This is a genomic window from Streptomyces sp. P9-A4, assembly GCF_036634195.1.
GTDB lineage: Bacteria > Actinomycetota > Actinomycetes > Streptomycetales > Streptomycetaceae > Streptomyces.
Genome location: NZ_JAZIFY010000001.1, coordinates 3077472 through 3090399, shown reverse-complemented (window position 1 = coordinate 3090399; position 12928 = coordinate 3077472). Strand labels below are relative to the sequence as shown.

The window sequence follows — 12928 nt, the reverse complement described above, 5'->3', positions numbered from 1 at the left end:
CGCCCCGACGTCTTCTCCGGCCCCCACAAAGGCCCGTACTCCGGACCCCACCCAGACCGGCACTCCGGCCTCCGTCCCGGGCTCCGCCCCGGCCTCCACCTCGGACACCGATGACTCCGTATCCGACGCCGACGCGTCTCCCGACGCGTCTCCCGACGCGTCTCCCGACGCGTCTCCCGATTCGCTCCCGCGAATAGTGCTCCCGGCACAGCGGCCCGCCCCGGAGGCGGAAACCCAGGCGACCACGACCCCGGTCACGGCCCCTGCGGCGGCCCCGACGGCTCCGCGCCGGAAGCGCCGCTACACGGTCATGGCCGCCACCGGCCTCGCCGCCGTCACCCACATCCTGTGGTTCTTCTTCTTCGCGAACAGCGGAGGGGATCTGGCGGCGCAGGACGCGTGGGCCGAGTTCGTCGGCCGGCACCCGGACTCGGCGTACAACCTGGCCTGGTACGGCGGGATGCACCCGGTCTCGTACAGCGTCGTGTCGCCGTACCTGATGTCGGTGCTCGGCGTGCGCAGCACGATGATGGTCGCGGGGACCCTGTCGGCGGCGCTGACCGCGCTGATCCTGGTACGGGTACGGGCCGTCCGCAATCCGCTGGCCTGCTCGGTCGCGGCGGTCTTCGCCTTCCTCTGCAACGCCCTGTCGGGGCGGGTGACGTTCGGCCTCGGCATGATGTTCGCGCTGGGCGCGGTCGCGGCGGTCTTCTGCTGGCCGCACCGCTGGCGGCGCAAGCGCTGGGCGAAGGCGGTGGTCGCGGCGCCGCTGGCGGGACTGGCGACGGCGTGCAGCCCGGTCGCGGGCCTCTTCCTGGGGATCGCGGCGGCGGCGCTGTTCCTGAACGGCCGGCGCCCGGGGGCGTACGCGCTCGGGCTGGCCCCGGTGGCGGTCGTCGCGCTCTCCTCCTGGCTGTTCCCCTTCTCGGGCACGCAGCCGATGTCCTTCGGGTCGACGGCGCTGCCGCTGCTGTTCGGGGTGCTGGTGTTCCTGCTGGTCCCGAGGGACTGGCGGACGGTCCGCACGGGCGCGGCGGTGTACACGGTCGGCACGCTGCTGACCTGGCTGATCGACTCGCAGATCGGCTCGAACATCTCGCGGCTCCCGATGCTCTTCGCGGGCGTCGTGCTGCTCGCGGCGCTGCCGTACACGAAGCCGCGCTCGCGCCGCTGGTACGCGCTGCTGCTGGCCTTCGTGGGGCTGAACTTCTGGATCGGCTTCAAGGGCGTCGACGACGTGATCCGCACCGCCCCGGACGCCTCCTGGGCGCGGGAGGTCGCGCCGCTCATCAACCAGCTCCAGGTGCGGGGCGCGGGCAAGGCCAGGGTCGAGGTCGTCCCGGCCTCCAGCCACCGCGAGTCCTCGGCGCTCAGCCCGTACATCAACCTGGCGCGCGGCTGGAACCGGCAGGCCGACATGGAGCGGAACCCGCTCTTCTACGACGACACCCTGAACGCGGTGAACTACGAGGAATGGCTCGACCGCTGGGCCGTCCACTACGTGGTCCTGCCGACCGGGGCCCCGGACTCGGGCGCCCAGCAGGAGGCGGAACTGGTCGACGAGGGCCTGCCGTACCTGGAGCAGGTCTGGTCGGACGCGAACTGGCGGCTGTACGAGGTCGAGAACCCGACGCCCCTCGCGGACCCGCCGGCCGAGGTGCAGAGCGCGGAGGAGAACGAGGTCGTGATCCGGGTCGACAAGCCCGGCCGGGTCCTCATCCGCGTCCCGTACTCGCCGTGGCTGGCCCTGGTGGACGAGAACGGCGGCAAGATCGAGGCCCCGCAGGAGACGGAGGCCTCGAAACTGGCCCGCGAGGAGTCGGAGACGGACCTCCCGAAGGTCTTCGCGAACGAACAGGGCTGCCTGTTCAAGACGGAGGCGGACGCGGAGGGCGACGAATGGACGGAACTGATCGCCCCGAAGGCGGGCGTGTACCGCCTGGCGGCCCCGTACAAACTCTCCAGGGGCACGGCGTGCCCGGAGGAACTGCGGTGAGGGGTGGACGGGAGCCGGCCTGACGACTTCCCGGCGGCCTGCGGCGGGGCTGGTTCGGCAGGCCCCTCTCGGCCTCTGCCTCTGCCTCTGCCTCTGCCTCAGGCGGGGGCGGGGCCGGCCGGGCGATTCCCTCCGCGCTCAGGGCCGACGGTACGCGTCGAGCATCCGCCGCATGGCGAGGGCGTGGCCGCCGCTGCGGATGACGAGGAGCCGGTAGACCCACCCGGCGGCACCGGGAAACGAGGCCCGGGTCTCGGCACGCAGCCGGGACCGCCCGTCCGTCAGCTCCTGGATCCGGAAGACCAGCCGGTACGTGGAGAACAGATGCCGCCCTTCAAGGGCCAGCTCCCGCCCCGGCAGGACCCCGACGACCCGGAACCCGGGAAAGTCCGACCCCAGGGCGAGCGGCCGGGCCCCACCGAACCCCCGGGGAACGGTCCGCACGACCCGCGCGTACCGCGCCCCACCGCCCCGGGAGAGCGACCGCTCGACCCGGGGAAGAAGCCGCGCCCACAGCTCGGTGGCGGCGAGGTCGACGACGACGCAGTGCTCGTCGACGAACGGCAGATCACTCATGAGCCCCCTGCCCACCACGACGGCCCACCGGCCGCGCACCCATGTACGCCGATGGGCACCTGGTAACCACCAGATGCCCATCGGCCCCACTCGTGCCCCCGGCAGGATTCGAACCTGCGACACCCGCTTTAGGAGAGCGGTGCTCTATCCCCTGAGCTACGAAGGCGTGACCGCAGACAGCCTAGCTGATCGGGGTTGGGGAGGTCGCGTCCGATACCGGGATGTGGGGTCCGGGGTGGTCAGGATTGTTGCGGCCGAGGTGTTTGCGGGCTCGCCTTGGTGTTCGAAGCCGCTTGGGTATGGTGGCCGGTGGGGCAACAGTGACGAAGGGGGAACTGATGTCGTTCGACGAGGAATGGGCCCAGGTCCGGGAGGGCTCGGCCGTACATCAGGACTCCGCGATGAGACTGAACTCCGCGGCGGCATCCCCCGGGGGCGGTTCCGGACAGCCGGATCTCCGGACGAACGATCCGGGCAAGGCCGCCGCCGTGAAGGCCCTGGAGACGCGCATCCAGCCCGACACCCAGAAGGCGGGCGTCGTGGCGGACGAGTCCACCAGTGCGGCCCGGACCACCTTCGCCTCCTGGGCGACCAGCGCCGGTCTCAAGAGCGCGCACGAGCAGTGGGCGATGCAGGTCAAGTCGCTCCAGGCCAGGCTGGACGCCGACAAGTCCGCCCTGCAGGGCACCCGCAGCGGATTCACCGGGTTCGACAACGGGCTGCAGCAGCAGTGGCTGCTCCTCCAGCCACCGGCCGCCGGCGGACCACAGGGCCCGTTCGCCCCGTAACCCACGCGGCCCGGAAGCCCGAGGCCCGGAAGCCCGAGCCCCGTACCAGCCGAGGCCCGCACCCACCAAGGCCGTACCCGCCGAGGCCCCGTACCCGCCGAGGCCCGCACCCACCAAGGCCGCACCCGCCGAGCCCCGCACCCACCAGCCCCGTACGCCCGATCCCGTACAGACAGGTAACCCCCGGGGGACCCCATGCTGACCTACCAGGACGTCGTCACGATCGATCTCGCTCCGCTCACCACCGCCGCCGGCAAGTGGGACGAGATGGCGGCGAGTTTCCACACGCTGGAGACCGACTACAAGGATTCGGTGCAGTCCGTCGCCGAGGACGGTGTCTGGCTCGGGTTCAGCGCGAACTCCGCTTCCGGGCAGTTCTCCGGGACCCGTCAGCAGTACGCCGCCGCGCAGGTCGAGGCCAAGGCCATCGCCTCGCTGCTCCGGGACGCGCACACCCAGTTCGTGACGCTGGTCAAGGCCGTCAAGGACGTCGTCGTCCAGGCCCAGGCTGACGAGATGATCGTCGACGGCCAGGGGAAGGCGAGCTGGGACTCCTCCAAGTACAAGACCTCCCGCAACGATCCCGACTACCCCGAGTTCCAGCGCAAGCGGAACCAGGCCTCCGAGGACTGGACGCGACGGATCGACGCCGCCGTGAAGGCCGTCGACGACGCCGACCAGGGCGCGAAGCCGGCCCTGGTCCAGGCGGCCGGCGGGAACAAGGGTGTCATCCCGGGCGTGGCCAACCAGCAGTACGGCTTCAACGCCACCGCCGTCGGTGACATCGAGCTGTACGAGGCGCGCAAGGCCCAGGACATCGCCACCCGCATCAACAGCGGCGAGAAGGTGTCCGCCGCCGACTACGCCGAGCTGAACCGTTCCTTCCGCGACAACGCCGGCAACAAGGAGTTCAGCCAGACCTTCCTGGCCGGGCTCGGCACCGACGGGACCATCAAGCTCTCCGGCAAGCTGAACAACAAGGACCACCAGGACCTGGAACGGGGCCTGGCCAACATGGTGGCCGGCGCGACCCAGGTGCCGGGCAAGGTCTCCGACATGCCCCCGGGGTCGAAGAAGTTCAACGAGTGGCTGAACAGCCCGGACGGGAAGTTCTACAAGGACTGGACCGAGAGCCTCGACAAGACCGGCGTCAAGAACTACGGCTCCAACACCCAGCCGCTGCACGGCTACCAGTCGTTCGTCAGCATGATGCAGCACGCCGACACCGACTTCGACGACCAGTTCCTCTACCAGCTCGGCGACGACCTGATCGCCGCCGAGAAGGAGCACGAGGGCATCTTCACCAAGTGGGGCGGCGGCTGGGAGAAGCGGGGCATCGAGAGCGACCCGATCGACGGCCTCCTCGGCGTGATGAGCAAGAACCCGGACGCCGCGACCGCGTTCTTCGACCCGCAGGGCAACGGGCCGGCCGGCGACCACATCGGCAACAACCACCTGACGTACCTCCTCGGCAGCGGCGACGGCTCCCGCGACTGGCCCGACAACGTCATCACCGGCTACGGCGTCACCACCTACGACGACTACACCAGCCGCATCGGTCTCGGCGCGGCCCTCGAAGCGGCGACCACCGGCCGGGAGCCCGGCGCGCCCGGCGCCGCCTTCGACCAGCACTCGGAGTCCCAGGCCCGGGTGATGCAGGAGACCATCACCGTCCTCGACAAGGGCGGCAAGGGCGACGCGATCGAGCAGAACCTCAAGGTCCCGCTGGGCCGCGCCCTCGCCGACTACACCATGGACACCCACGCCATCCTCAGCGGCACCGAGAAGAGCAGCCCCGAGGGCGGCTCCGGGATCAACGCGAACGGCGAGGACTCCAGCATCACCAACAGCAAGCACAGCCTGCTCCGGGTGATGCGCGGGGTGTCCGACGCCGCGTACGGGACGACTCCCGGCGGCGAGCCCGTCCTCGTCTACGACATGCTGTACGAGAACGAGAAGCTCTACTCGGCGGAGTACCTGGCCACCGCGCGGCCCGCCGTGGACGGCCAGCAGAACAACGTCGTCGGCGACTGGGACAACAAGGCCCGTGACGTCGGCGAGGTGTACGGGGCGATGACCGCCATCGGATCCGACATGATCCTCGACGACCGCGACACCAAGATCGGCAAGCTCAACGACGCCATGCGCTACACGTACCACGGTGTCGGCGGCCTCTTCACCCAGATCCCCGTGGTCGGCGATCCGATCCAGCGCATGGTCGACGCGGCCACCTACGAGTACTCCAAGGACGTCGCGTCCGCCGCGGAGGACGTGGCCAGGTCCAAGGACAGCACCGCGACCTCCGCCGGAGTCGGCGGCACGAACGCGCTCATGGACGCCTGGGGCGGCACCCGCGGCGTCCAGGGCAGCGAGGCGCACGAGCACGCCAAGGGCGAGGCGCAGCAGAGCTTCATCACCGGCCGCGAGGACGCCTACTCGGCCCTGCGGACGAGGAAGTGAGATGGCGGAAGGAAGCGGCCGGGCGGCGCCCGGACGGAAGGTCCTCGCACCCGTCGTGGCGCTCGGCGTCCTGGCGGTGGGCGCGGTGGGCGCGCACCTCTGGCTGAACACCGACCTCCTCTCGGGCGACGAGATGTGCGGCGGCCTGGTGTCCACCGACGCGGCCGACGCCGTCCTCCCGTCGTCCGGCCGGGTCTCCGACCGCGACGGCCTCGACGAACGGCCGGGCGACCGGCTCGCGTTCAGCTGCACCGTCGAGAGCTCGTCGTTCCTGCCGGGCACGGACACCGCGCACATCCGCGTCTCGGCCGGCCGCGAGCGCGGCGACTTCCCCTTCACCGATGACGGCCGCTGGCCGAATCCGGCCACCGTGTCGTTCTTCTCCGGCGGCGCCACGGGCGCGGTGGGCGGGGTCGGCGCGGACCACGGCTGGGTCCTGCTGCCCGCGGGCTGTACGACGCAGGCCGGGCCGGCCGTCGTCGAGGGGTACGCGCCCGAGGGCTCCGACCCCGTGCGGCTCGCCGGGCTCCTGACCGACGTGGCCACCAGGGCGGCCGAACGGGCCGGGTGCCTCACCGGCGGGCCCCTGGTGGCGCCCGCCGCCCTGACGGCGTCCCCGGAACCCCGGCCGGTCGAGGACGGGGCAATGTGCGGGATCGAGGGACTCGGGTTCCCCGGACCGGGCGGCCGGACCCCGGAGGCAGCGGAGGACGCGGTGGAGGAGACCGTGACCGGCGTCCCGGGGGAGAGCGGTCGTCCCACCTGGGCCTGTGCGGTGGAGGGGTACGCCACCTACGCCGTGACCCGGGAGCCCCGGATCGTCGAGGGCATCCGCGCCTCGACCGGGTTCGAGGAACAGCCCCCGGTGGCGGGGCGCCCGGTCTCGGGCTTCGACCCCCGGCACGTGGTGGCCGACTGCGCGGGTGTTCCGACGTACTTCTCCCTGGGGTTCGGCCGGAGCTACCTGGACGCCGTCGGCTCGCCCGGCACCCCCCGTATGCGGGATCTCTTCGATGACTTCGTCCGAGCCGCAGGCAAGCGGCTCGGCTGTTCCGCCCCGACCTCCTGAGGACACGACACGTGACGTACGTACGACCCGGCCGGCCCCGACGCCACCTTCGACAGGGCCTGCTGATCGCCGCCGCCCTGACCACGGCGGCCCTGGTGACCGGCTGCCAGAGCGACACCGACACCGGCAGCGGTGCGGCGGCGCCGCTGAGCCTCGGCGGGCTGACCGGCACCGCCGACAAGATGCCCGACGGCGGGGCGAGCAGCTGCCCGCTGCCGTACGACATGGCCGCGGCGGCGAAGGCGGCGGGCCTGGAGGGGGCCGTCGGCCCGGGGCCGGTGAAGGCGGACGGCGATCCCGTCGCCACGGCCGAGGGCGGCAAGCGGGCGAAGCCCGGGGAGCCGCTGGCCGAGAACCCGGGTGTCCTGGTCAGCTGCACCTTCCACATCGGGAAGGACGACGTGGAGGTGCACACCGTCGCCACCGGCAAGCCGCAGGCGCTGGCCCCGCTCGCCCCCGTGATCCAGCGGCTGTCCGGGTCGTCCGTCGACGAGCTGGTCGCCTATCTGAAGGAGGCCGGTGAGGCGGAGGCCGGGAAGGCGGTCGTCACCGGCAGCGGCAAGGTCGCCGCCGTACGGCTGAAGCTCGACGGCGACGGCGACGCCTCCCTCCTGGTCGGCCTCGGGGAGGCGGGGGCCGGCTCCCCGGACCGTACGAAGCAGGCCGGTGACCTGGCCGGAGCCCTGGCCGCCCAACTGCCTTAGACCGACTGGCACATGGGGGGCGGCGTCTGGGCGGGGGCGGACTCCCGGAGGGTCCTGCGGGTCAGGGTGGCTGCCACGAGCGAGAGGACCGCGGCGGCCAGCACCGCCGTCATGGCCGCCGTGCCGCCCCGGTGCTCGACCACCGCGCCGACGACGATCGGGGCGAGGGAGGCCGCCGCCGTGGCCGAGAGGGCGACGACGCTGATGACCCGGCCCTGGATGTGGGCCGGGGTGGTCGCGGCGATCCGGCCGAAGAGGATCGAGTTGACGGCGGGGGCCAGGAACAGGCCCGTGGCCAGCGGGGCCACCATCGCCAGGCTGCCGTTGAGGACGGTGCTCGCCGCCAGCAGGACCACCAGGGCCGTCAGGGCCGTGAGCAGCAGGCGGTGGAAGGGCAGGAGCCGCTGGATGCGGGCCGCGAAGAGGGCACCGAGAAGGCCGCCGATGGCGATGCAGCCCTGCGCGATGCCGAGGGCGCGGGGGCTGTGGCCGCTCTCGGTGAGGGTCAGCACGGATGCGAACTGGGCACCCGTGAGGGCGAAGTTGACCGGCGCGGCCATCAGGATCACCGCGCGCAGGAAGGGGCTCGCGACGACGTGCCGGAGTCCTTCCAGCATGTCGTGCCGCAGCGAGGCCTTCTTCGCGGCGCCCTCGCCCTTCTCCTGCTCCCCCTTGGGGTCGGCGGGCCTGCGGATGAAGGAGACCGCCAGGAACGACAGCAGGTAGCTGAGGGCGTCGAAGAGGAACGGGACCGAGCGGCCGAACGCGTACAGGAAGCCGCCCAGCGGCGGGCCGGCCAGGGAGGCTCCGTACGAGCGGGCCTCGTTGCTCGCGAAGGCCTCCGGGAGCTGCGAGCGGGGGACGAGCTGGCTGACGATCGACGTCTCGGCCGCGCCGAAGAGGACGTCCAGGACGGCGGCGGCCCCGGCGACCGCGAAGATCACCGCGAGGGGCGCGCTGTCGAGCAGGATCGCCGTGGCGAGGGCCGCGAAGAGGACCGCCCGGCCCGCGTCGCAGACCTGCATGACGCGCTTCCTGTTCCAGCGGTCGGCGAACGCGCCGGCCGGGAGCTGGAAGGTGACCCGGATGACCGCCTGGAGGGTGCCGAGGGCGCCGGCCTGCACGGCGGAGCCGTTCAGGGCCAGGACGAGCAGGGGGAACGCGAGGACGGAGACGGCGGTGCCGAGCTGGGAGACGGTCTGGCCTCCCCAGAGCAGCGTGAAGTCCCTGTTCTTGCGCAGGGGCTTCGTGTCGTCGAGCTCCGTCGGCTCCGCTGCGGTTGCCGCCTCCGCGGTCATGGGTCCCCCTCGTGCGTCGGTGTGTTGTGTGTTGTGTGTGTGGTGTGTGGTGTGTGGTGTCGGGCGTGTGCGGTGGTCGTGGTTCGGCCGGTCCGGTCCGGTCCGGTCCGGCTCAGGCGAACGGGTGCGTGAGGACGACCACTTCGACCGCCTCCGCCTCCGGCGGCCGTGTGGCCGGGTCCCGCAGGCGGTCGCGGTAGCGCATCACCAGCGCGTCGATGTCCGCGCGGAGTTCGGCCGCCTCGTCCGGGGTGACCCACCAGACCGTGTGGGCCCGCTCGGCGCCGTGGTCGTGCGAGCGGTGCCGGTCCAGCTGGCGTTCCAGGGTCATGTCGCCGAGGTGCCGGGCCGCTACCGCGTGCTCCCTGGCCTCGGTGGTGCCGTCGGCCGCGTCGTTCTCCAGGGACCAGCCGAGCCGGGTGATGCGCCAGGGGCGCGAGCGGCCGGGCATGGGCCCCGCCTCCTCCACGAAGCCGTACTTGGCGAGCTGGCGGAGGTGGAAGGAGCAGGTGGTGGGGGTCTCGTCGATCAGTTCGCCGGCCTGGGTCGCCGTCAGTGCCCCCCGGAGCGTGAGGACCTCGATGAGGGCGAGCCGTACGGGGTGGGAGAGCGCCCGCATGGAGGCCGGATCGGTGAGGCGGCGAGGTGCTCGCTCTGCGGTTTCGTTCGACTGCTGCATGTAATGAGAGTGTTCTCTCGATAGAAGTCTGTCAATAGGACGGGGCCGCTCTCGGGGCATCCGGGCAGGGGGGTGCGTCGGTATCCGGCCACACCTGCTCACCTCGGCCGATGTCTGTTGACCCATTGACGTGAACATCTCTAGAGTTCCCCTTGGCCTGCGCGAATTCCTGGGGGGGAGTCGAGAACCGTGGTGCAATCCGAACCAGGACCGAGAGTCGAGTACCGCGTTCTCAGCCCACTCGAAGCCACCGTCGACTCCACCCCGCTCAATCTCGGCGGCATCCGCCAGCAGACCGTGCTGGCCACCCTCCTCCTCGACGCCAACCGCGTCGTCGGCGTCGACCGGCTCGTCCGCGCCGTCTACGAGGAGGCCCCGCCGGCCACCGCCCGCGCCCAGCTCCAGATCAGCGTCTCCGCCCTCCGCCGCCTCTTCGGCAACCACGGGGTCTCCGACGTCATCACCACCCACCCGCAGGGCTACATGGTCCGCGCCGCCGACGAGAACCTCGACGCCCTCCACTTCCGCGGACTCGTCGGCAGGGCGCGCAAGCTCCGCGACGCCGGGCAGCGGGGGGAGGCCGCCGCCACGTACCGCCAGGCGCTCGGGCTCTGGCGCGGGGTCGCCCTCGAAGGGATGTACAGCGAGGTCGTCCGCTCCGGCGCGGGCAAGCTCACCGAGCAGCGGACCGCCGCCGCCGAGGAGTGCATCCAGCTGGAGCTGGCGCTCGGCAAACACAGCGCGCTCGTCGGCGAACTCCTCGGCCTCGTCGACGAGTTCCCGCTCCGCGAGCGGCTGCGCGGACAGCTCATGCTGGCGCTCTACCGCTCCGGGCGGCAGACCGAGGCCCTCCAGGTCTACCGGGACACCCGCCAGTGGATGATCGACGAACTCGGCGTGGAACCCGACCCCCGCCTCAAACGCCTCGAACACTCCATCCTCGCCACGGACCCCCGGCTCGACCTCCCCGGCACCCGCAAGGCCGCCGCCCCCGAGGCCCCGGCAGCCGCCACCGAGGCAGCCGCTCCCGCCGCGCCCGTACCGGAGATGCTCCCCGCCGACATCGCCGACTTCACCGGCCGCGACGACCTGGTCGCCGGCATCAGGGAACGGCTGCTCCTCTGCTCCCACGACCAGTCCCGGCTGGCGGTGCCCATCGTCTCCATCGTCGGCAAGGCCGGCGTCGGCAAGACCGCGATGGCCGTCCACGTGGCCCACGAGGTCGCCGCCGAGTTCCCCGGCGGGCAGCTCTTCGCCGACCTGCACGGCGGCGCCCCCGACATGGTCGGCCCCGCCCAGATCCTCGAACGCTTCCTCCGCGCCCTCGGCGTCAGCGGCACCGCCATCCCCGACGGCCTGGAGGAACGGGCCGAGATGTACCGGGCGCTGCTCGCCGAGCGCCGCATGCTGATCGTCCTCGACAACGTCGCGGGCGAGAGCCAGATCAAACCGCTCCTGCCGGGCAAGCCCACCTCGGCGGTCATCGTCACCAGCCGCCGACACATCGGGAGCCTCGCCGGAGCCGTCCGCGTCGACGTCACCACCTTCGGGCCCGCGCAGTCCGCCGAACTCCTCGGCCGCATCACCGGCGCCGAACGCGTCGAGGCCGAACCCGAGGCCACCGCCGACCTCGCCGAACTCTGCGGCCACCTCCCGCTCGCGCTGCGCATCGCGGGCGCCCGGCTCGCCGCCCGCCCCCACTGGGAGGTCGCGGAGCTGGTCGAGCGCCTGGAGGACGAGACCCGCAGGCTCGACGAGCTGAACTACGCGGACGTCGGCATCCGGGCCAGCCTCTCCCTCACGTACGACAGCGTGAGCGAGGACGCCCGGCGGCTCTTCCGCCGGCTGGCCGTCGTCGAGGAGGGCCCGTTCTCCGCGTGGACCGGCATGGCGCTGCTCGACCTTTCCGAAGCGCCGGTACGGGACCTGATCGACGAACTCTCCGACGCGCAGCTCGTGGACACCGCGGGAACCGCGACCGGCCGCCACTCCCAGTACCAACTGCACAACCTCATCCGGGTCTTCGCCCGCGAACGGCTCGCCGACGAGGAGACCGTGGAGGCGCGCGAGGCCGCCCTGGCCCGGGTGCTCGGCTGCTTCCTCTTCCTGATGACCGAGGCGCGGCACCGCGAGTACGGGCAGGACGTGCTGATCCGCAGCCATGACGTGCCCCTTCATCCGCTGCCCGACAGGACCGTGGACCGCATCCTGGCCGAGCCCCTCCAGTGGTTCGCCCGGGAGCGCCAGATGCTGCTTCCGAGCGTCCGGCAGGCCGCCATGATGGGGCTCACCGCGCATTGCTGGGGTCTCGCCGTGACCGCGGTGACGTTCCTGGAGACCCATGTACGGCTCGACGACTGGCGCGACACCCACGAGGTCGCCCTCGCCGCCGCCCGCAAGGGCGGTGACCTGCTCGGCCAGGCCGCCACGCTCCAGTCCCTCGGTTCGCTCGCCGTGACGAAGCAGAACTTCGCCGCCGCCGAGACCCACTTCCGGCACTCCGCCGAGATCTTCGACGGCATCGGTGACGCGCTCGGCTCCGCCCTCGCCGCCCGCGGCCTGGGCTACCTCGCCCGGCTGCACGGCCGCGCCGAGGAGGCGACCGCCCACTACGAGGCGGCACTCAAGGTCTTCCGCGAGAGTGACGGCACCGTCGCCGTCGCCTACGTCCTGCACAACCTCGCCCAGCTCAGGCTGGGCAGCGGCGACGAGGACGCCGCCGGGCCCCTCCTCGACGAGGCCCTCCGGCTCAGCCGGGAGGGCCGCGGCCGTCGCGTCGAGGCGCAGGTGCTGCACCGGATGGGCCAGACCCGTCTGGAGCGCGGCGAGTACGACGAGGCCCTGGAGGCCTTCACCGAGGTCCACAAGGTGGTCCGGCTCATCGGTGACCACACCGGCGAGGCCTACGCCCTGCACGGCATCGGCTCCGCCCGGTTCCGCCGGGGCGAGACCGCCGAGGCCGCCGACGCGCTGCACCGCGCCCTCGTCCTCGCCGAGTCCTCCGACGAACGCCTCGTCATGGGCCGGACCCTGGTGACCCTCGGCGAACTGGCGCTCGCCATCGGGGAGCCGGGCCGGGCCGTGGCCCATCTGACCCGGGTGCTGCCGCTGTTCCGGCAGATGGAGACCCCCGCCCAGGAGGCCGGCGCACTGGTCCTGCTGCATGCCGCCCACCTGGCGGCCGGCGACCCCGAGGCCGCGGGACGGGCCCTGGCCGACGTACGGGAGCTGACGGCCACGATGGCCCCCGAGGCGGCGGGCCGCGTCCTCGCCCGCCTCACGGAGACGGCGGACCAGGACGCGGTGGCCACGGCGGGCTGAGCCGGTGACGGGCCGGCCCGTGCGGGCCGGCACGACG

The 12928-nt window shown here is 72.3% G+C and carries 9 protein-coding genes and 1 tRNA gene; 6 read left to right on the top strand and 4 right to left on the bottom strand.

Annotated features, from left to right (window positions below):
* The first annotated feature begins 310 nt into the window (after window positions 1-310).
* Complete coding sequence (locus V4Y03_RS13795) at window positions 311-1996, top strand: MFS transporter (protein WP_317873173.1); 1686 nt, start codon at window positions 311-313, stop codon at window positions 1994-1996.
* A gap of 138 nt (window positions 1997-2134) precedes the next feature.
* Here the strand turns inward: V4Y03_RS13795 and V4Y03_RS13790 are convergent, their stop codons facing one another.
* Both V4Y03_RS13790 and V4Y03_RS13785 read right to left on the bottom strand, forming a co-directional pair.
* Window positions 2135-2572 (bottom strand): hypothetical protein, encoded by a 438-nt coding sequence (locus V4Y03_RS13790; RefSeq protein WP_332435114.1) that lies wholly within the window; start codon window positions 2570-2572, stop codon window positions 2135-2137.
* A gap of 93 nt (window positions 2573-2665) precedes the next feature.
* Window positions 2666-2738: transfer RNA gene (locus V4Y03_RS13785), tRNA-Arg, on the bottom strand.
* A gap of 172 nt (window positions 2739-2910) precedes the next feature.
* On the opposite strand from V4Y03_RS13785, the gene V4Y03_RS13780 reads away from it, so the two are divergent.
* The 4 genes from V4Y03_RS13780 to V4Y03_RS13765 all read left to right on the top strand — a co-directional run bounded on the left by V4Y03_RS13780 (window position 2911) and on the right by V4Y03_RS13765 (window position 7593).
* Entirely contained in the window at window positions 2911-3360 is a 450-nt protein-coding gene (locus tag V4Y03_RS13780) for a hypothetical protein (RefSeq protein WP_317873141.1), read from the top strand.
* A gap of 195 nt (window positions 3361-3555) precedes the next feature.
* Window positions 3556-5820, top strand: a complete 2265-nt coding sequence (locus V4Y03_RS13775; RefSeq protein ID WP_332435113.1) for a DUF6571 family protein — start codon at window positions 3556-3558, stop codon at window positions 5818-5820.
* Window position 5821: 1 nt separating this feature from the next.
* Window positions 5822-6889, top strand: a complete 1068-nt coding sequence (locus tag V4Y03_RS13770) for a hypothetical protein (protein WP_332435112.1) — start codon at window positions 5822-5824, stop codon at window positions 6887-6889.
* Window positions 6890-6900: 11 nt separating this feature from the next.
* On the top strand, window positions 6901-7593 hold the full coding sequence (locus tag V4Y03_RS13765; protein WP_332435111.1) for a hypothetical protein: 693 nt from the start codon (window positions 6901-6903) through the stop codon (window positions 7591-7593).
* On the opposite strand, the gene V4Y03_RS13760 is transcribed toward V4Y03_RS13765, so the two are convergent.
* Both V4Y03_RS13760 and V4Y03_RS13755 read right to left on the bottom strand, forming a co-directional pair.
* A complete protein-coding gene (locus V4Y03_RS13760; RefSeq protein ID WP_332435110.1) occupies window positions 7590-8891 on the bottom strand; it encodes an MFS transporter in 1302 nt (433 codons plus the stop codon). The genes V4Y03_RS13765 and V4Y03_RS13760 overlap by 4 nt on opposite strands.
* Window positions 8892-9003: 112 nt before the next feature.
* A complete protein-coding gene (locus V4Y03_RS13755) occupies window positions 9004-9570 on the bottom strand; it encodes a winged helix-turn-helix domain-containing protein (protein ID WP_332435109.1) in 567 nt (188 codons plus the stop codon).
* Between the two features lie 189 nt (window positions 9571-9759).
* Between V4Y03_RS13755 and V4Y03_RS13750 the strand changes: the two genes are divergently transcribed.
* Complete coding sequence (locus tag V4Y03_RS13750; protein WP_317873135.1) at window positions 9760-12891, top strand: AfsR/SARP family transcriptional regulator; 3132 nt, start codon at window positions 9760-9762, stop codon at window positions 12889-12891.
* Window positions 12892-12928: the final 37 nt, after the last annotated feature.